The following is a 19,252-nucleotide window of genomic DNA, read 5'->3' as shown; positions in this document are numbered from 1 at the left end:
GTTTCGCTTTGGATCGCAAGGACCTCAGGCGATCGTATCGATCACGCCGCCGTCCACACGCAACGCTGCGCCCGTGGTGGCGGACGCTTGCGGCGAGCACACATAGACCACCATGTTCGCGACTTCCTCGGTGCTGGCCGCCCGCTGGATGATGGAACTGGCGCGATGCTCGCGCACGAACTCGTCGGCGACCTGCTCGACCGTTTTGCCCTGCTCCTTCGCGGTCTGCGCCACCATCGAGCGCAAGCCGTCCGACAAGGTTGGCCCTGGCAGTACGGCGTTCACCGTGACGCCACTGCCCGCCGCGTATTTGGCGATGCCGCGTGCAATGCTCAGTTGCGAAGTCTTGGAGAAGCCATAGGCGAGCATGTCGGGCGGAATATTCAATGCCGACTCCGACGAAATGAACACGACGCGCCCCCATTTGCGCTCCATCATTCCCTTGAGGTAGTGACGCGTGAGTCGCACACCCGACATCACGTTGACCTGGAAGTAGCGTTCCCAGTCGGCGTCTTCTGTGGAGAAGATGTCGCCGGGTCCAAACACGCCGAGGTTGTTCACCAGGATATCCGCCTGCGATACGGCTTTCGCGAGCGCGTCGCAGCCCGCCTGCGTACCGAGGTCGCCGGCAAAGCCTTGCAGTTTCGCGTGCGGCGCACTCTTGCGGATGGTGTCGATTGCATGGTCGACGGCGTCCTGCTTGCGTCCGTTGACGACCGTGTGCGCGCCCGATGCGGCAATGCCGGTCGCGATAGCCAGGCCGATGCCCGCCGTGGATGCACTGACGATGGCGGTCTTGCCCGTTAGATCGATGTTCACTGGGTGGCTCCTTGCGGAAGTTGCAGCAGTTGCGGCAAACGGCCCGAGTCAACCGTGCCGGAAAACGAAAAAAGCGAGGCGGTCTGAGTGTCGAGCAGAAAGTATTCCATCTATCCGCTTTCCAGGTTGTCTGGCCGCCCATCGGCAAACGCGGCTATGGGCGTCGTTATAATGATTCGTCCTCCTTTATGCGGCTATCCACGCCCCTCGCCATGACCTCCGAGCGCCCCGATTCTTCCCGCGAACCAATCGAACTCGGTGGCTCCGTCTGGTTTCAGGCCGGTGTGCACGCGCTTGGCGGCACGTCGCGAATCGCGTTGCTGGCGGCCATCGGCGAAACCGGTTCGATCACCAGTGCGGCGAAAGCGGTCGGCATCAGCTACAAGGGCGCGTGGGACGCCATCGACACCATGAACAACCTCGCGGGCGAGCCGCTCGTCGTGCGTCAGACCGGTGGCAAGGGCGGTGGCGGCACCACGCTCACGCCGCGCGCATTGAAGCTGATCGAGACGTTCCGCGCCGTGGAGCGCGAGCATCGGCGCTTTCTGGAGCGCGCGGGGGCGGCGATCGAGGGCTTCGCGACGGATTGGGATCTGATCGGCCGCATCGGCGTGAAGACGAGCGCGCGCAATCAGCTCTATGGCAAGGTCTCGCGGATCATTCGCGGTGCCATCAACGACGAAGTTTCGCTGACGCTGGCAGGCGGGCAAGTGATCGTCGCCGTGCTGACGCATGAGAGCACCGAGACGCTGGCGTTAGTCGAAGGATCGGCGGCGTTCGCGCTGATCAAGGCGTCGTGGGTCGTGCTGATGGTCGAGGACGAAAGCGGCGCGCCGCTCAGGCTCTCCGCGCGCAATCAGTTGCACGGCACAGTGCAAAGCGTGAAGCGCGGCGCGGTCAATGCAGAGGTGTCGCTGATGCTGGAAGGCGGCGCGGTGATTACCGCGGTGGTGACCGGGGCCAGCGCCGATGTACTCGGGCTCGTGGAAGGAAGAACCGCCGTGGCGGTGTTCAAGGCATCGAGCGTGATACTCGGCGTGAAGGACTAATTGATCGTTGCGTTGCGTTGCGTTGCGTTGCGTGCGTCGGGCGTCGGGCGTCGCGGCGATCAAGGTTCGCTGCGCGCGTAGCCGGCAAAGGACTGATGCTGGCGCGAGCGCCGTGCGTTGTTTCTGCCCGCCCAAAAGTTGCGCGGGATGATTGCGGCCCTTGAAGCGAAGCGCAGGGTGTTTCCGACTGCTTGCCGCTTCAGGCGTCGAGCGAGTGCGGCGACTGGAGCGTGTTGAGCGTTTGCGACAACGGCGCGGTGGCGGGGCGAACGTCGCGCACGGCTCGCCATTTCGCGCGAATGAACGGCCGGTCGTGCCCGGACACCTTCAGGGCGATGTGGGTCACCCAGCGCTGAGTGGGCACATGCACGCCGTGCATCGCTACCGCGAGGACCATCAGACTGGCCGTGACAGGCCACGCCGATAGCCGGCCCGGTTCGACATTCCACGCGATGCGCACGAATACCAGTGCGGCCAGCGCGCCAACCAGACAACCGGTGATGGCTTCTGACGGCGAGTGCGCGCTCAGCACGACGCGCGACAGGCCGACCGCGATTCCCGCGGCGAGGCCCAGCACGACGCCGAGCAGACGAAGTTTGGGTCGCGCGGGCAACAGCACGAGGAACAGTGCAACCGGATACACGGCGGTAGACAGCATCGCGTGACCGCTCACGCCGGTGAAATCCAGCTCGCGAACGCCGACGCCCCAGCCGAGAAAAGCCAGCTTCGTGACGGTAACCACGCCGATCGCCGCACCGAGCAGCACCAGCCAGCCCGCAGCCATGCGCCACGTGTAGCCGACGGCCAGCCAAAGGGCGATGGCGAACGCGAGCGGCAGCGTCATGCCGGCTGCGCCGAGGCTGGTGATCGAGTACCACAGATGCGTAGATAAATCGGGCATAACGGGCGCGCGACCCAGGCCGCGTAGAATCGGGTTGATAAGAATTTAACGCGCGAGGGGCGCGAATCGCCGACGTGGCGCAGCTAATACATCAATTAAATCAACCGTCAGTATAGACGGGTGCTGCGGCGCGGTCGTCTTGCGCAGGGCGCTTTTTGCCGCCACACGTTAGCTGCCGAACAAGCGCCGAACGGTCGGCGAAACACTGCAGAGCAAGCCTTGCTGCGGTTTGACGCCAGATTCGCTGCAAGGTTCGCCGTGCGGAAATTTCGCTCACGCGGGGTGGCTTGGGACGTCAGCATCGCAGGAGGAATGGTGTTATTGTGCATTGCACAACAAATGCGCCGTTCTATCGGACGGATCCTGTCCCTTTTTGCGAGGTTATCCGCCGATGGCAAAAAGTCTATCGAAAGTCTGGCTGCGCGGTCTCAAGCGGCTGCTCGCGATCCAGACCGAGCACGCTCACAAGACGGCCAAGCGCACCACGACGCGGCCGGCGCGGGCCGCCACCAGCAAGCCTTCCGCCAAGGCTCGGCCGGTCAAACCGGCCGCCGCGCTGCGTACGCCGGTCAAACGCGAGGCACCGCGCCCCGCCGCGCGCGAATCGCGCGTGCGTCCGCGCGCCTCGGCGTGGGCGAGCGGCGCATGGACGCGCTCGTTCCACTCCGCGCCCGCCGCGCCGGGGCGACTCGTCAACCATCTGCAATACGGGTTGTACATCCCGTCCGGACACGCGCTCGATGCGATGCCGCTGGTCGTGATGCTGCATGGCTGCACCCAGTCGATCGACGAATTCGCCGAAGGCACGCGAATGAACGTGCTGGCGGACCGTTATGGCTTCGCGGTGGTTTATCCGGAGCAATCGAAGCATGTCCATTCGCATCGCTGCTGGCATTGGTACGACGCCAGCGATGCCGCCGGCGGCGCTGAAGCGCGCGCGGTTGTGTCGTTGGTCGATGCTCTGATTGCGCAGTACGGCTTCGATAGCGAGCGGGTGTATGTCGCGGGAATTTCGGCGGGAGCCGGGCTGACGGCGCTTCTGGCGACGCATTACCCGGAACATTTTGCCGCAGTCGCGCTGCATTCCGGTCCGGCTTTCAACGAAGCGCGTTCAGGTATCACGGCGATGGACGTGATGCGGCGGGGCGCACGCCGCGAGCCCGTTGAACTCGTGGATGACGCGGTCGACGTCGCCAGCTACCCGGGCATGCCGGCCATCGTGATTCACGGCGACGCCGACCACGTGGTCGCGCCGGTCAATGGTGACCAGTTGGCGGAACAGTTCGTCCGCCTGAACCGCATGGTCGACAAGAACGGCGCACGCAAATCCGGCGAAGTGCGCGAGGAGCGAAAAGGCGGTGTGGTGACGCGCGACTACGTGCGCAGCGGCCGTCGCGTCGTGCGCTTGTGTCGCGTGCAAGGACTTGGCCATGCCTGGAGCGGTGGCGATGAAGCCGTCCCGTTCCATTCCGCCAAAGGTCCGGACGCCAGCGCCCTGATCTGGGAATTCTTCCGTCATCAGCGTCGTGCGGGCGCCGGCAATGTCGCGGAAAGCGCCGCCACAGCGGCCTCTGCCGTCGCACGGTGACGTGAGAGCAACACTTCGAAAAATGAATGCTGGCGTTGTCCTAGGGTTTTCCCTATAATGAGGGTTATCCCTTAGGCGTTAACGCCTAACTTCATTGTCGAGGTTGACCATGTATCTGCTTAGCCGCCTGTTTCTGTTCCTGACCAAATCGCCCGACCAACTCGCCAAAGAACGTGCTGATGCGTTCCTCGCCGAAGCAACCGATCTGTACGATCTGGAATTCCGTATGCGCAAGCTGGACCGCGACGCGAATGTTCGCCAGCCGTCCTGGATGAGCCAGCACTAAGCTGCGCCAGTTGAAGCATCGGCGTGTTTTGAGGCGCCGGTGTTCGGGTAGGGTGCATTGGCCGTCACGTCATTGTCGAGACAGCCGGGAACATCGCCACAACGCATGTTGAGGCATCGCCGAAACGCCACCCAAGTCACAAGTCCCGTCGCCAGAAGTCAGGCGTACGCGCGACGATCCGTATCCCGCATCCATCAAGATCGGCTAACGCCGCATTCGACCCATACAGGTCGCGATGCTGCGAATCCAAACGCCGCGTCGAATTGCTCCATCCAGATTTTCTGCAGCCCTTAACGCGAGTAGGCACTCACTTGCCGAAGCGGGCCAACGTGCGCGCGCGCGCTTCCGCGTGATCCACGATCGGGGCCGGGTAATCATCGCCCAACACCACGCCGAATTCCGCCAGCCGTGCTGCGCCAGCTAGCCAGGGCGCGTGAATCCACTTGGCCGGCAGTTTCTCCAGTTGCGGCAGATAGCGTTTGATGAAGCGCCCTTCAGCGTCGAATTTCTCCGATTGGGTGACCGGATTGAAAATCCGGAAATACGGCTGGGCATCGCATCCCGTCGATGCCGCCCATTGCCAGCCGCCGTTATTCGCCGAGAAATCGAAGTCGTTCAGTTGCTCGGCGAAATAGCGTTCGCCGAGGCGCCAGTCCACGCCAAGATCCTTCACCAGAAAACTCGCTGTCACCATCCGCAGACGGTTGTGCATATAGCCGGTGCGATTCAGTTGCAGCATGGCGGCGTCGACGAGCGGGTAGCCCGTGCGGCCGTCACACCATGCCGCGAACGCTTCGTCAGCGGCGCGGCCTTTTTCCCAGCGTAGCCGGTCGTACTCCTCCTTGAAGGACGCGCCGCTCGCCAGCCTCGGATGATGCGACAGGATCATGAAGTAGAAATCCCGCCAAATCAGTTCCGAGAGCCAGGTGCTCGACCCTTTGCCATCCGGTTGCAGCGACATTTCGTGGGCAAGACGCGCCAGCGTGCGGATCGAGACGGTGCCGAAGCGCAGATGCATCGACAGATAGCTCGGACCTTTGGCTGCGGGAAAATCGCGCCGGTCCGCGTAGCTGTCGATGCGCGTCATGAAGTCGTCGAGCAGTTGCTGCGCGCCACTCATCCCGGTCGGCAAGCTCAGGTCGGCGAGGTTGCTCGGGGCGAAGCCCAGTTGCTTGAGCGTCGGTAGTTGCCGGTGCAGTCTGGACGGCAGTGCCGCCAGATGCTTTGCATACTTTTCCACCGGATACGGCTTCAGATCGAAGGCCGTCAACTGCTTGAGCCAGGCGTTCTTGTACGGTGTGAACACCGTGAACGGTTTGTTCTGACCGGTCAGCACTTCAGCGCGCTCGAAAATCACCTGGTCCTTGAACGTCAGCCACTGTCGTCCGGCTTCGGTGAGCGTTTCGCGCACGGTTTCGTCACGCTCGATTGCGACCGGTTCAAAGTCGTGATTCGTGAAGACCGCGTCCACGCCGAGTTCGTGGGCGAGCGCGGGCACGAGCTCGACAGGGTCGCCGTACAGCACGATCAGACCACCGCCGTGGGCGCGCAGCGCGTCGTCCAGTTCAGCCAGCGCGGCGAGAATGAACTCGATGCGGCGATCCTGCACGGGCGTATCCGGATGATGGGCCTGCCACGTGTCCACGAGCGGCTGAAGAATCGTCGTATCGAACACGAACACACACCAAACGCGTTCGCAGTGCTTGAGCGCGTAGTACAGCGCGGCATTGTCCGTGCTGCGCAGATCGCGGCGAAACCAGACCAAACCGGTGTCGAAGGAGTCGTTGAGGCGTCGGGCGCTTGTCGTGGGCATGGCGAGTTCGGTAACGGATTACAGGGCGATAAAACCGCGGACGGTGCACGATCGGTCCAGCGTCGCACTTTACATGCCGCGCCCGGCAAATGACACAGCGCCCGTCTCCGTTGTGCAGAGGACGGGCGCTGTTCGCGGAGGCGCGGTGGTTCGCGCCAGGCCGGCATCTAGCAGTAGGGCACCGAGACCGCGAATTACGCGATGTGCAGGCGCACCGCAACGTTGTTGCGCGTGGCGTTCGAGTACGGGCAGACCTGATGCGCTGCGTCGACCAGTTCCTTGGCCGCGTCGGCGGCGAGGCCCGGCAGCGAGATGCGCAGATCGATGTCGAGGCCGAAACCGCCGTTGTCGTTCGGGCCGATGCCTACGTCAGCGGACACTTGCGTGTCGGCCGGCAGAGTCTGCTTATGTTGACCGGCGACGAACTTCATCGCGCTCAGGAAACAGGCCGAGTAGCCCGCAGCAAACAGTTGTTCCGGATTCGTGCCCGCTGCGCCGTTGCCGCCCAACTCGCGCGGTGCGGCCAACTTGACCTCCAGCGCGTTGTCCGACGAAACTGCACGGCCGTCGCGGCCACCGGTACTCGTTGCACTTGCCTTGTAGAGGATGTTCATGGTGCTGCTCCATTGTCTGGGTTGTCAGGGTTTGCATGCTTGCCGCTGTTTGGCTCGCCGTTCCGGCTGAGCGTTTGGCTGCGGCATGTGAGTAAGATAGTACACAAATAATTTGTGTGCAAATGAATTTGCACGTGGACGCTACACAGCTGTGTTTCAACCGCCGACCTAATCTTCCATGTAGTCGTTGAGCGTAGCGCGCAGGCGTGTCAGATCGTCGCGCAGACGCAGCAGGAATTCCGGTGTCTGCTGGGTCGCACAAAGTATTTCTGCAGGCACTTCGCGTGCCTGACGCTTGAGGGCCGCACCCGCTTTGGTCAGGCGGATATAGACGAGCCGCTCATCCTCGACGCCCCGTACGCGTTCCAGCAGGCCTTGTGCCTCGAGGCGCTTGAGCAGCGGCGTGACCGTCGCCGAATCGAGATTCAGCCGGGCGGCCATGTCCTTGACCGTGACGTCGTCCTGCTCCCACAGCACCAGCATCGTCAGATACTGCGGATACGTGAGGCCGAGTTTTTCGAGCAGCGGCTTGTACGCTTTCGTCATCGCGAGCGAGGTCGAGTAGAGCGCGAAGCAGAGTTGTTCGTCGAGCGTGAAGGGTAAGGCGGGGCGCTGGGTCATGATGCATCTCGTAGAAAAGAGCGTGCAAATCGCTTGCGCGCAAACCATTGTGCCGCAAATCGGCGCAGGGTGACGAGTGCTGAGGGGAGGTTGCGCGTGACAGCGCGGGTGAACTGCAGCGGGTGCCATCGTCGGGACGGCGCACGGGCGGGCGCTTGACCAGCGCCCGCACCAGAAGACAGTTCAAGCCGCCGGCGTGGTCGGCAGGTCGGGTGTTTCGGGCGTTTGCACGCCGAAGCAGCCGCGGTAGGTCGCATAAAACGAGCAATACAGCATGGTCGTGACGATCATCGTCGCGGGCATCAGGATCGCGAAGGCGAAGTCGGCCGCGCCGATGGCCTGCATCAACGCGGACAGACCGAGCGAGACGGTCGTGGCCACGGCGAACCACAGCGCGCCGAACACGATGAACGCGCCACGATTGCGCCAGCAACTGACGATGCTGAAGAACATCGCCTTGACGGGCGGCACATCGTGCCACGCGATCAGAATCGGCGAGAACCAGAAAATCATTGCCACCGGAATGTAGAACGCGAAGGCGGTGATGACCGCGAGAGGAATATTGCTGTTGGCGATCGCGTCCTGATCCATCGTGGCGAAGCCGAGCATCACTTTGACCAGCATGCCGCCGTCGGCGAGCGCCGAGCCCGCCAGCACCAGCACCATCGCGACGACGTAAAGCACGCCGAGCACCAGCAGCCGTTTGGCGGCCGCCTGGCCGTACGAGTGAAAGCCGTCCACGAGGATGGTTGGGAACACCGGCTTGCCGGCAATCGTGTTACGGCAGGCCGCCATGAAGCCGACCGCGACGCCCGGAATGAACATCAGCGGCAACACGCCGCCGATCACCGGAATCTGCGACACCAGCGTCATCACCAGTAGGTAGGTGAAGAACAGCGTCAGAAACGCGAGCGGGTTCTTGCGAAACAGCCAGATACCCTGCCGGAACCATACATAGCCGGTTTTCGCGGGGACTTCGATCAGTTGCATGAGGTATGAATGCCTGGAAGTGCGACGCCGGATAGGCGCTCGCGCAAAATGCGCTCGAAATGGCCGGGATCGTGCGGTTTGAGAAGCTCGGCCGCACGCGGCAAATGAAAATCATACAGGCGCGACACCCAGAAGCGGTACGCACCGGCTCGCAGCATGTCGCCCCAGTGGCGGTTTTCTTCCGCGGTGAAGGGGCGCACGGTCTGGTAGGCGCGCAGCATGGCTTCGGTGCGCACGGTGTCGAGCTTGCCGGTGGCGAGGTCGATGCACCAGTCGTTGACCGTCACCGCGACGTCGAAGAGCCACTTGTCGCAACCGGCAAAGTAGAAGTCGAAGAAGCCGCCGAGGCGCACTTCGTGGCCCGACCCGGGCGCGGCGTGGGCGAACATGGCGTTGTCGCGGAACAGGTCGGCGTGGCACGGGCCCGAGGGCAGCGCGGCGTAATCCGCCGAGGCAAAGAACGCCTCCTGGTAGGCGAGTTCGGACGACAACAACGCGCGCGGTTCGCCTTCCAGAAACGGCATGACCGTCGGCACGGTTTCCTGCCACCACGGCAGGCTGCGCAGATTCGGTTGATAGCCGGTGTAGTCGCGCCCGGCCAGATGCATGCGCGCGAGCATTTGCCCGACCTCGACACAGTGCTCGACGCCCGGTGCGAGTTCCGGCGCGCCTTCAAGCTTGGTCACGATGGCGGCGGGTTTGCCGTGCAAGGTGCCGAACAGCGCACCGTCTTCGCGCGGCATCGGGTCCGGGACCGGCACGCGATGCGCGGCCAGATGCTGCATGAGGTTGAGATAGAACGGCAGTTGCTGGGCCGTCAGCTTTTCGAAAATCGTGAGGACGTATTCGCCGCGCGTCGTCGTCAGAAAGAAGTTGCTGTTCTCAATACCGGAAGAGATGCCGCGAAATTCGACGACTTCGCCGAGATCGTAATGGCGCATCCATTCTGCAAGTTGGGTTTCGGTGACAGCGGTAAAGACAGCCATGCGGGAAGCGTCGGATCAGGTTGGTCGGGCTTGCCGCGATGCGGCTAGTGCGATTGGGTGCAAAGGTGGCGACGCGTGCGTTGCCGGAAACGGTGTTGAAGCGCTTTCAGTCAGGAGGCTTGCTCGACGGCCGCGCGGGTCGTTCGATACGACCTTCGCGAGTCGCGTGGATTCGGGACGGCAGCCTGCACCGGCCAGCGCCCCGCCAAGGATCAATAGGTCAGATGGACCGACGGCAAACGCGTGCTGGCCTGACCGTTGTCGCGGACCTTGGGCGACGTGTCGAGCGGCGCGCTCATCTGGTAACGCGTGCCCAGGTTCGACTGCACGTTGATCTCAACGGGCTTGCCTTTGTCGCGATACTCGGTGATTTCGGTGCCGTTGGCGCTGCGTTCATAGAAGCTCGGCGTGCGCGGCACGTTGATTTCGACCTTCGAGCTGACCTCGGCGGCCGGCCGGTTGATCTTGTTCAGGTCGGGCAAGCCGGCGCGTTCGTTGGCCGACTGGGGCGCGCTGGGGTCCGGCGTGTCGTCGACAGGCTGGGCAGCCATCGCGGCGTTGCCAAAGGCGAGGGCCAGTGCAACGGCGACGGGAAGGAGCGGCTTCATGGTGATTCTCCGATATGGTGCCCCGATTCTAGCAAATCCAGCCTGGGCTTCGGGCGCGACCGCCTTATTTTGCGCCGCTTTCGCGCCGCGTGTGTGCAATCTTGCGGGCGGTGCGGCGGCACACGTTGCAAGCGCCCCCAGGTCATTTGGCGATCATCGGTTCCGTGGTAATGTCGTCTCACCAACCGAGGCGAATGAAGATGAACAACGATACCAATCAACGCGCGGTGCAGACCCCCGCCAACAGCTTCCCAACTGAATCCTTCGACGATGCGACCGAGGCCGTCACCCGCCTCTCGGCAATCTACGAAGCGAATACCTCGTTCCTGCGCGACGCCTTCGCGCGCTATCGCCGCAACGAACTGTTCGAGCGCCGGGTGCGCGCCTGTTATCCGTTCGTGCGCGTGCGCACTGAAGTCAACACGCATATCGACTCACGTCGCTCGTATGGTTTCGTCGCGGGTCCGGGTGTGTTCGAGACGACCGTCACGCGTCCCGATCTGTTCGGCAATTACTATCGCGAGCAGTTGCGGCTATTGACGAAGAATCATCACGTGAAGCTCGAAGTCGGCGTGTCGGACCAGCCGATTCCGATTCATTTCGCGTTCGCCGAAGGCATTCACCTCGAAGGCGATCTGGACCGCGAGCGCCTGTTCCTGATGCGCGACGTGTTCGACACGCCGGATCTTGCGCTGCTCGACGACCGCATTGTGAACGGCACGTATGAACCGCTGCCGGGCGAGCCGCATCCGCTGGCGCTGTTCACGGCGGCACGGGTGGATTTTTCGCTGCATCGGCTGAAGCACTACACGGCTACGTCGCCCACGCATTGCCAGAACTACGTGCTGTACACGAACTACCAGTTCTATATCGACGAGTTCGTCAAACTGGGCCGCACGATGATGGCCCATACCGACGACGAAGAACTGCGCGCCTATCGCAGCGAATACACATCGTTCGTCGAACCGGGCGACGTCGTCACGTACAACGAGAATCTGGGCGAACAGGCGCAGGAAGGCACGGCGCCGCCGCGTCTGCCGCAAATGCCCGCGTATCACCTGAAGCGCGCGGACGGCAGCGGCATCACGATGATCAACATCGGCGTCGGGCCGTCGAACGCGAAGACGATCACCGATCACATCGCCGTGCTGCGTCCGCATGCGTGGATCATGCTCGGTCACTGCGCGGGACTGCGCAACACGCAGCGCCTGGGCGACTATGTGCTGGCACACGGCTATGTGCGCGAGGATCACGTGCTCGACGACGACCTGCCGCTGTGGGTGCCGATTCCGGCGCTCGCCGAAGTTCAGGTGGCGTTGGAACGCGCGGTCGCGCAGATCACGCGACTCGATGGCGTCGAGTTGAAGCGTGTGATGCGCACGGGCACGGTCGCGAGTGTCGACAACCGCAACTGGGAGTTGCGCGATCATCGCGAACCGGTCCAGCGGTTGTCGCAAAGCCGCGCAGTTGCGCTCGACATGGAAAGCGCGACGATCGCCGCGAACGGGTTCCGCTTCCGCGTGCCTTACGGCACCTTGCTGTGCGTGTCGGATAAGCCCTTGCACGGCGAGTTGAAACTGCCCGGCATGGCGGATCAGTTCTATCGCGCGCAGGTCGATCAGCATTTGCAGATCGGTGTGAAGGCGATGGAGTTGCTGCGGATGAACGGACTACATCGATTGCATAGTCGTAAATTGCGCAGCTTTGCCGAGGTGGCGTTCCAGTAATCTCGCGCCAGGATCGCGTATGAGCGAGCGCGGGTTCGGCTCGCTCATACCCGGCTACATCTGGCCGAATCCCGTCAGTCCGATCAAACTCCCCGCCGCCAATAACCATAGCGGATGAACCTTCGTTTTCATCGCCATGACGGCGGTGAATGCGGTAATGGCCCACGCAATCGCCGTCGGGTCCGACGCCCTTGCGATTAGCGCCGCGCTCGCCGCGACGATGCCGGCCGTCACCGGCACCAGGCCCAACTGCGTATAGCGCCGCCACGGGCGGTCCTTGAAGCGTTCCCACGCGTGCAGCGCCAGGATCGTCACGATCGACGACGGCCCGAACTTCGCCACCGACGTCACCAGCATGCCGGCCCAGCCGGCCACATGCCAGCCGATCAGCGTGACGATCATCAGATTCGGCCCCGGCGCGGCTTGCGCGAGCGCGAACAGGGCGCTGAACTCGCTGGCGGGCATCCAGTGATGCACGTCCACGACTTGCCGCTGCATCTCCGGAAGAATCGTGTTGCCGCCGCCGAATGCGAGCAGCGAAAGCTGACTGAAAATGACCGCGAGGGCAACGAGCGTCTCGTTCATCGTGCGCTCCTCGACGCGATATAGATGCTGAGCGGCGTCAATACCAGCATGGTGGGCAAGAGCGGCAACCGCAGCACCGCAATGGCGATGAAACCGAGCACCGCGATCAGCGCGGCCAACGGTTTGTGCCGCAGCGGCAGCACGATTTTGACGGCCATCGAGATCAGCAGGCCGGCCGCCGCGGCGGCCAGTCCGGCAAACAGATGGCGCACATGCGGGTCGTTTTGCGTGTGTTCGTACAGCACGCCGAGCCCGATCACCACCAGCGACGGCCCCGCGATCAGCCCGAGCAATCCGGCCAGCGCGCCCGGCACGCCGCGAAAGCGCATCCCCATTGCGACCGACAGATTGATGACGTTGCCGCCGGGCAGGAATTGGCAGAGGCCGAGCAGGTCGGTGAAATCCTCGGCGCTCAGCCAGCGACGTTGTTCGACCAGGGCGCGGCGCGCCAGCGGCAATGCGCCGCCGAATGAGATCAGCCCAAGGCCGAGAAAGCCGCCGAAGATTTCCCGCAGCGTGGGCGTCGGGGCCAATGCCGGCCGGGACGAGGTGAGGTCGTGATCCATATCGCCAAGCTTCCAGTTCAAGCTCAGCAGGTTAGCGCCGAACCGGTGACATGCAAAACGATTTTTTGGCTTGCCTTTGTGATCTAGAATCACAAGCATGGCTCGCAATCTCCCTCCCTTTCCGGCGCTGCGCGCCTTCGAAGCCGCTGCAAGGCATGAAAGCTTCACGGCCGCGGCGCACGAACTGCATGTGACGCACGGTGCAATCAGCCGTCAGGTGGCCGCTTTCGAAACGTGGCTGGGCGTGCAGGTGTTCCAGCGGCGCGGCAAGCGCGTACGTCTGACCGACGACGGCCGCCGCTACTTGTCCACGGTAAAAGCCGCGTTCGACAGCATCGCGCTCGCCACGGACCAGCTGCGCGACACCGGCGTCGTGCACGTGCTGCGGGTGAATGCGTTGCCCACGTTCGCCATGAAGTGGCTGCTGCCACGTTTGCACCAGTTTCAGCGCAAGGTGCCAAATGTGGAGTTGAGGTTGTCGACGTCGAAAGCGCCGGTCGAGACGTTGGAGAGTTTCGACGTCGCGGTGCGGCGCGGACCGGCGCACTGGCCGAACTGCGTGAGCGGCCATTTCCTTGGTGAAAGCGAGCTTCCCGTGTGCAGTCCCGCGCTCCTGCAACGCTCGCCGATCAAGGTCGCCGACGATCTCGCGCGACACGTGCTGCTGCATTCCGATACGCGGCCGGATGCGTGGGCCAACTGGTTGTCGGCGGCGGGCGTGACGGTGAAATGCCGCAAGAAGCAGTCGTTCGATCACTTCTATCTGGCTTTGCAAGCCGCAGTGGATGGGCTCGGCGTAGCACTCGGCCCGTTGCCCCTGCTCGCGGACGAACTCGCGTCAGGGCGGCTCGTCGTGCCGCTGGCGGGTCCGCGTATCGATGCGCGCGGCTATTGGTGGGTGGCCAGGCGTGAAGTCGCGCAAGCGCCGCTGGTGGCGCAGTTCTGCGACTGGCTGCAAGCGCAAGGCGATCAGACCGACGAAAACGAAACGGGCAGCCTTGAGGCCGCCCGCTAGCGTTCACGCAATCATTGCAAGGCGCAATGCATTACAGATAGAACATCCGGTCTTCGTCCGACTTGGTCGGTTGCGGATCTGTGTCTTCGCGGTCTTCGTAGAACTTCAGCACCGCTTCGAGCACCTGATCGGGATCGTCGATCACCTGCATCAAATCCATGTCGGTCGGATTGATCAGGCCCATTGGCGTGAGCGAGTTCTTGAACCACGCGAGCAGGCCTTCCCAGAACTCGGCGCCCACCAGAATGATCGGCACGTGGCGCGACTTCTTCGTTTGAATCAGCGTGAGCACTTCGGCCAGTTCGTCTAGCGTGCCGAAACCGCCGGGCATCACGATCACCGCGTCCGAGTTCTTCACGAACGTGACTTTGCGCGTGAAGAAATGGCGGAAACGCAGCGAGATGTCCTGCCACTGATTGCCCGATTGCTCGTGCGGCAGTTCGATGTTCAGGCCGACCGACGGCGCCTTGCCGGCATGGGCGCCCTTGTTGGCCGCCTCCATGATGCCGGGGCCGCCGCCCGAGATCACTGCGAAGCCCGCGTCCGACAACTTGCGGGCGATCTGCGTGGCGAGTTTGTAGTACGGCGAGTTCGGTTTCAGGCGCGCTGAACCATAGATGCTGACAGCCGGGCGAATCTCCGAGAGGTACTCGGTCGCCTCGATAAACTCTGCCATAATCGTGAACATCTGCCACGATGCGCGGGCCTTCTTGGCCGTTGCGCGCTCTTGATCTGCGAGTGATCGCAGACTCGGAATCACTTTTCTCTTAGTCATAATGCCTGAAGAACGAAGCCTTGAAGGTAAGACCCTGCTATTGGTCGACGGTTCGAGTTATCTGTACCGGGCCTACCATGCGATGCCTGATCTGCGCAGCCCCGACGGCGGTCCGACAGGTGCGCTCTACGGGATGATCAACATGCTGCGGCGCATGCGCAAGGAAGTCACTGCAGAGTATAGCGCGTGCGTGTTCGACGCCAAGGGCAAAACGTTTCGCGACGACTGGTATGCCGACTATAAGGCGAATCGCCCGTCGATGCCCGACGACCTCTCGCGCCAGATCGAGCCGATTCACGTGGCCGTGCGCGCGCTCGGCTGGCCGTTGCTGATGATCGAAGGCGTCGAAGCCGACGACGTGATCGGCACGCTCAGCACCGCGGCGGAAAAGCTCGGCATGAACGTGATCGTCTCGACCGGGGACAAGGATCTGGCGCAGCTCGTGTCGGATCATGTCACCCTCATCAATACGATGACCAACGAAAAGCTCGACCGCGAAGGCGTCATCGCCAAGTTCGGCGTGCCGCCGGAGCGCATCATCGACTATCTGTCGCTGATCGGCGACACGGTCGACAACGTGCCGGGCGTCGAGAAATGCGGGCCGAAAACCGCGCTCAAATGGCTCACGCAATTCGACTCGCTGGATGGCATCGTCGCACACGCGGACGAAATCAAAGGTGCGGTAGGAGACAATCTGCGCCGTGCGCTCGATTTCCTGCCGATGGCGAAGAAACTCGTCACGGTAGAGCGCAATTGCGACATGACCGGCCATATCGTGTCGATCGAAGAGAGTCTGCAAAGCCGCCCGGAATCGCGCGAAGAATTGCGCGACGTATTCGCGCGCCACGGCTTCAAAACGTGGCTGCGCGAAGTGGAAATCGCGGACGCCGTGGAAGGTCCGGAAACGGACGTGCCGCCGGCTTTGTCGGTTGATCACGAACGGCACTACGACACCGTGCAGACGTGGGAGCAATTCGACGCGTGGCTCGAGAAGATCAACGCGGCTGAATTAACTTCGTTCGATACCGAGACCACGTCGCTCGATCCGATGACGGCGCAGATCGTCGGCTTGTCGTTGTCGGTCGAGCCGGGATATGCCGCTTATGTGCCGCTCGCGCATCGCGGTCCCGATGCGCCGGTGCAATTGCCGCGCGACGAAGTGCTCGCGAAAATCAAGCCGTGGCTCGAAAACGCCGACCACAAGAAGGTCGGTCAGCACCTCAAATACGACGAGCAGGTGCTCGCCAATTACGGCATCGAAATGCGCGGTATCGAACACGATACGCTGCTGCAATCGTACGTGGTCGAATCGCATCGCACGCATGACATGGACAGCCTCGCGCTGCGACATCTCGGCATCAAGACGATCAAGTACGAAGAGGTGGCGGGCAAGGGCGCGAGCCAGATCGGCTTCGACGAAGTCGCGCTCGACCAGGCCGCCGAATACGCGGCAGAAGACGCCGACGTCACGCTGCGTTTGCATCAGGCCTTGTATCCGCAAGTGACCGCGGAGAAGGCACTCGAGTACGTCTACCGCGATATCGAAGTGCCGACCTCGCGTGTGCTGCGCAAGATGGAACGCACCGGCGTGCTGATCGACGCGGAAAAACTGCGTCAGCAAAGCAGCGAAATCGGCACGCGTCTGATTCAGCTGGAAAGCGAAGCGTATGTGCTGGCGGGCGGCGAATTCAACCTCGGTTCGCCCAAGCAGATCGGGCAGATCTTCTTCGAGAAGCTGGAGTTGCCGGTCATCAAGAAGACGCCGAGCGGCGCACCGTCCACCGACGAAGAGGTGCTGCAAAAGCTCGCCGAAGATTTCCCGCTGCCGAAGATCCTGCTCGAACACCGTGGCCTGTCGAAGCTGAAGTCGACCTATACCGACAAGCTGCCGCGCATGGTCAACGCCAATACCGGCCGCGTGCATACGAACTACGCGCAGGCCGTGGCGGTCACGGGGCGTCTCGCCTCGAACGATCCGAACCTGCAGAACATTCCCGTGCGAACCGGCGAAGGCCGCCGCATTCGCGAGGCCTTCATTGCGCCGCCGGGACACAAGCTGGTGTCCGCGGATTATTCGCAAATCGAATTGCGCATCATGGCGCACATTTCCGGCGACGAATCCTTGCTGCGCGCGTTTTCGCAGGGCGAAGACATTCACCGGGCCACTGCGGCGGAAATCTTCAGCGTGACGCCGCTCGAAGTGTCGAACGATCAGCGGCGGGTGGCCAAGGTCATCAACTTCGGCCTGATCTACGGTATGAGTTCGTTCGGCCTTGCGTCGAACCTCGGCATTACGCGCGACGCGGCCAAGCTGTATATCGACCGCTACTTCGCACGTTATCCGGGCGTCGCCCGTTACATGGACGAGACGCGCGTGAGCGCGAAAGCCAAGGGTTATGTCGAGACGGTATTCGGCCGCCGTTTGTGGTTGCCGGAGATCAACGGCGGCAACGGTCCGCGCCGTCAGGCAGCGGAGCGCGCGGCCATCAACGCGCCGATGCAGGGCACGGCTGCCGACCTCATCAAGCTGTCGATGATCGCCGTGCAGAACTGGATCGAAGAATCGAAGATCGGCACGCGCATGATCATGCAGGTGCACGATGAACTGATTCTCGAAGTACCGGACGCGGAATTGTCGGATGTGCGCAAGCGCCTGCCCGAGTTGATGTGCGGCGTCGCCGATCTGAAAGTCCCGCTAGTCGCGGAAGTGGGCGCGGGGTTGAACTGGGAAGAAGCGCATTGACGCGGGTGTGACGGGACGCGATATCGTCGTGCGCATGTCACATATGCGCATTGATGGCTTGTGACAACCCATGTTGCTCGCGGACAATCGCTGAGAGGTGGCGCGTTGCCATGCGCCGTCGCGACGCATCACCCATCGGCAAACACGGAGAGTTCCATGCATCGATTTATCGTCGTTGGCGGGGGCGCGGGGGGATTGGAGCTGGCGACACGGTTGGGAGATCGCTACTCGCCCCATAAGAACAAAGGCGGTGTGCGGGCGCAAGTCACGCTGGTGGACAGCAATCCCACGCATATCTGGAAGCCGCTGTTGCATGAAGTGGCGGCGGGCAGCATGGACCCGTTCACGCAGGAACTCGAATACGCCGCGCAAGCGCGCTGGCATGGCTTCGAGTTCCAGCAAGGCGAATTGACCGGCCTCGACCGTGCGGGTAAACGTCTGACGCTGAGCACGGTGCTCGACGACGATGGCGCCGAACTGCTACCCGAGCGCGAGCTCGAATACGACACGCTGATCGTCGCGATCGGCAGCACGACCGCCTTTTTCGGTGTCAAAGGCGCGCCCGAATTTTCCCTCGCACTCGATACGGTCAGCCAGGCCGAGCGCTTCCGCAAGCGCTTGATCGCAGCTTGCATGCGCGCCGAGCATCAAGTGCATGAGCCGGTCGAAGCATTGCCCGACACCGGTGCACCTACCGAACCGCGTATTCAGGTGGCGATTGTGGGCGGCGGCGCGACGGGGGTGGAATTGTCGGCGGAATTGCGCAACACGGCGCAGGTGTTGTCCGCTTACGGCTTGCATAAGCTCGATCCGCGGCATGACGTCGGCATTGTGCTGATCGAAGCGGGGCCGCGCATTCTGCCGGCCTTGCAGGAGCGTGTTTCGACTGCCACCGCCGAGTTGCTGACCAAACTCGGCGTGAAGCTGATGATCGGCGAGACGGTGGCAGAGGTCGCGCCCGGCATCATCCGCACCGCGAGCGGCAAGACCGTGCGTGCCGATCTGACCGTCTGGGCGGCGGGCATCAAGGCCCCAGCGATTCTCAGCGAACTCGACGGCCTGCCGGTCAACCGGTTGGGTCAGCTGATCGTGCGCCGTACGCTGCAAACCGAAATCGACGACAACATTTTCGCGCTCGGCGATTGCGCGGCGTGTCCGTGGCCGGGCAACGAGCGCAATGTGCCGCCGCGTGCGCAGGCCGCTCATCAGCAAGCGAGCTTTCTGATGAAGGCGCTTGCAGCGAGGCTCGAAAACAAACCGCTGCCGGAATTCACCTATCGCGACTTCGGCTCGCTGGTGTCGCTCGGGCACTTCAGCGCGGTCGGCAATCTGATGGGCGGCGTGATCGGCGGCAACATGCTGATCGAAGGGCTGTTCGCGCGTTTCATGTATATGTCGCTGTATCGGCTGCATATCGCTGCGCTACACGGCTACGCGCGCATGGTGCTCGACACGTTCGCACACTGGCTGCGCCGCACTACGCTGCCGCGCGTCAAGCTGCACTGAGCTTGCCGGCGTGCTGTGCAGGGCGCCAGCGCGCAGACGGGGCGGTTGGGAAAGTGGCTT

18 protein-coding genes are annotated in these 19,252 nt (G+C 62.8%); 7 read left to right on the top strand and 11 right to left on the bottom strand.

Going from position 1 to position 19,252, the window contains the following annotated elements; all coding sequences use genetic code 11:
* Positions 1–24: 24 nt before the first annotated feature.
* Positions 25–819, bottom strand: coding sequence for an SDR family NAD(P)-dependent oxidoreductase (locus FQ705_RS01690; RefSeq protein WP_144137741.1), 795 nt, complete (start codon positions 817–819; stop codon positions 25–27).
* A 212-nt stretch (positions 820–1,031) separates the two neighbouring features.
* Between FQ705_RS01690 and FQ705_RS01685 the strand changes: the two genes are divergently transcribed.
* Positions 1,032–1,868: a TOBE domain-containing protein gene (locus FQ705_RS01685; RefSeq protein ID WP_144137740.1), complete on the top strand. Its 837-nt coding sequence runs from the start codon at positions 1,032–1,034 to the stop codon at positions 1,866–1,868.
* A 199-nt stretch (positions 1,869–2,067) separates the two neighbouring features.
* Here FQ705_RS01685 and FQ705_RS01680 read toward each other — a convergent pair whose 3' ends face one another.
* A complete protein-coding gene (locus tag FQ705_RS01680) occupies positions 2,068–2,769 on the bottom strand; it encodes a phosphatase PAP2 family protein (protein WP_144137739.1) in 702 nt (233 codons plus the stop codon).
* Positions 2,770–3,160: 391 nt separating this feature from the next.
* Between FQ705_RS01680 and FQ705_RS01675 the strand changes: the two genes are divergently transcribed.
* Together FQ705_RS01675 and FQ705_RS01670 are read left to right on the top strand one after the other, a co-directional pair.
* Positions 3,161–4,357 carry a PHB depolymerase family esterase gene (locus FQ705_RS01675; RefSeq protein WP_144137738.1) on the top strand — a complete coding sequence of 399 codons (1,197 nt, stop codon included), beginning with the start codon at positions 3,161–3,163 and terminating at the stop codon, positions 4,355–4,357.
* Between the two features lie 109 nt (positions 4,358–4,466).
* Complete coding sequence (locus FQ705_RS01670) at positions 4,467–4,643, top strand: DUF3563 family protein (RefSeq protein ID WP_144137737.1); 177 nt, start codon at positions 4,467–4,469, stop codon at positions 4,641–4,643.
* Positions 4,644–4,950: 307 nt separating this feature from the next.
* Here the strand turns inward: FQ705_RS01670 and FQ705_RS01665 are convergent, their stop codons facing one another.
* The 6 genes from FQ705_RS01665 to FQ705_RS01640 form a co-directional block, all read right to left on the bottom strand.
* A complete protein-coding gene (locus FQ705_RS01665) occupies positions 4,951–6,456 on the bottom strand; it encodes a cryptochrome/photolyase family protein (protein ID WP_144137736.1) in 1,506 nt (501 codons plus the stop codon).
* Between the two features lie 194 nt (positions 6,457–6,650).
* Complete coding sequence (locus FQ705_RS01660; RefSeq protein WP_144137735.1) at positions 6,651–7,070, bottom strand: organic hydroperoxide resistance protein; 420 nt, start codon at positions 7,068–7,070, stop codon at positions 6,651–6,653.
* Positions 7,071–7,238: 168 nt separating this feature from the next.
* Complete coding sequence (locus FQ705_RS01655; protein ID WP_144137734.1) at positions 7,239–7,691, bottom strand: MarR family winged helix-turn-helix transcriptional regulator; 453 nt, start codon at positions 7,689–7,691, stop codon at positions 7,239–7,241.
* 183 nt (positions 7,692–7,874) lie between these two features.
* Positions 7,875–8,681, bottom strand: coding sequence for a BPSS1780 family membrane protein (locus FQ705_RS01650; RefSeq protein WP_144137733.1), 807 nt, complete (start codon positions 8,679–8,681; stop codon positions 7,875–7,877).
* Positions 8,672–9,667 (bottom strand): homoserine kinase, encoded by a 996-nt coding sequence (locus tag FQ705_RS01645; RefSeq protein WP_144137732.1) that lies wholly within the window; start codon positions 9,665–9,667, stop codon positions 8,672–8,674. Before FQ705_RS01645 ends, FQ705_RS01650 begins: the two co-directional genes overlap by 10 nt.
* Positions 9,668–9,879: 212 nt before the next feature.
* Positions 9,880–10,275, bottom strand: coding sequence for a hypothetical protein (locus FQ705_RS01640; RefSeq protein WP_144137731.1), 396 nt, complete (start codon positions 10,273–10,275; stop codon positions 9,880–9,882).
* Between the two features lie 200 nt (positions 10,276–10,475).
* On the opposite strand from FQ705_RS01640, the gene FQ705_RS01635 reads away from it, so the two are divergent.
* Entirely contained in the window at positions 10,476–12,002 is a 1,527-nt protein-coding gene (locus FQ705_RS01635; protein WP_144137730.1) for an AMP nucleosidase, read from the top strand.
* Positions 12,003–12,056: 54 nt separating this feature from the next.
* Here FQ705_RS01635 and FQ705_RS01630 read toward each other — a convergent pair whose 3' ends face one another.
* Both FQ705_RS01630 and FQ705_RS01625 read right to left on the bottom strand, forming a co-directional pair.
* A complete protein-coding gene (locus FQ705_RS01630) occupies positions 12,057–12,587 on the bottom strand; it encodes a chromate transporter (protein ID WP_144137729.1) in 531 nt (176 codons plus the stop codon).
* Positions 12,584–13,153: a chromate transporter gene (locus FQ705_RS01625; protein WP_144137728.1), complete on the bottom strand. Its 570-nt coding sequence runs from the start codon at positions 13,151–13,153 to the stop codon at positions 12,584–12,586. Before FQ705_RS01625 ends, FQ705_RS01630 begins: the two co-directional genes overlap by 4 nt.
* A 97-nt stretch (positions 13,154–13,250) precedes the next feature.
* Between FQ705_RS01625 and FQ705_RS01620 the strand changes: the two genes are divergently transcribed.
* Entirely contained in the window at positions 13,251–14,168 is a 918-nt protein-coding gene (locus tag FQ705_RS01620) for a transcriptional regulator GcvA (protein WP_144137727.1), read from the top strand.
* Positions 14,169–14,199: 31 nt separating this feature from the next.
* On the opposite strand, the gene FQ705_RS01615 is transcribed toward FQ705_RS01620, so the two are convergent.
* On the bottom strand, positions 14,200–14,943 hold the full coding sequence (locus tag FQ705_RS01615) for a TIGR00730 family Rossman fold protein (RefSeq protein ID WP_144137726.1): 744 nt from the start codon (positions 14,941–14,943) through the stop codon (positions 14,200–14,202).
* Position 14,944: 1 nt separating this feature from the next.
* Here FQ705_RS01615 and polA point away from each other — a divergent pair, with 1 nt between their 5' ends.
* Together polA and FQ705_RS01605 are read left to right on the top strand one after the other, a co-directional pair.
* Positions 14,945–17,686 (top strand): DNA polymerase I, encoded by a 2,742-nt coding sequence (gene polA, locus FQ705_RS01610; RefSeq protein ID WP_144137725.1) that lies wholly within the window; start codon positions 14,945–14,947, stop codon positions 17,684–17,686.
* Positions 17,687–17,842: 156 nt separating this feature from the next.
* Positions 17,843–19,192, top strand: coding sequence for an NAD(P)/FAD-dependent oxidoreductase (locus FQ705_RS01605; RefSeq protein WP_144137724.1), 1,350 nt, complete (start codon positions 17,843–17,845; stop codon positions 19,190–19,192).
* Positions 19,193–19,252 lie beyond the last annotated feature (60 nt).

It is taken from the genome of Paraburkholderia sp. BCC1884 (assembly GCF_900996225.1).
GTDB lineage: Bacteria > Pseudomonadota > Gammaproteobacteria > Burkholderiales > Burkholderiaceae > Paraburkholderia.
The sequence above is the reverse complement of the archived record's forward strand: the minus strand, read 5'-3'. Positions and strand labels throughout refer to the sequence as shown.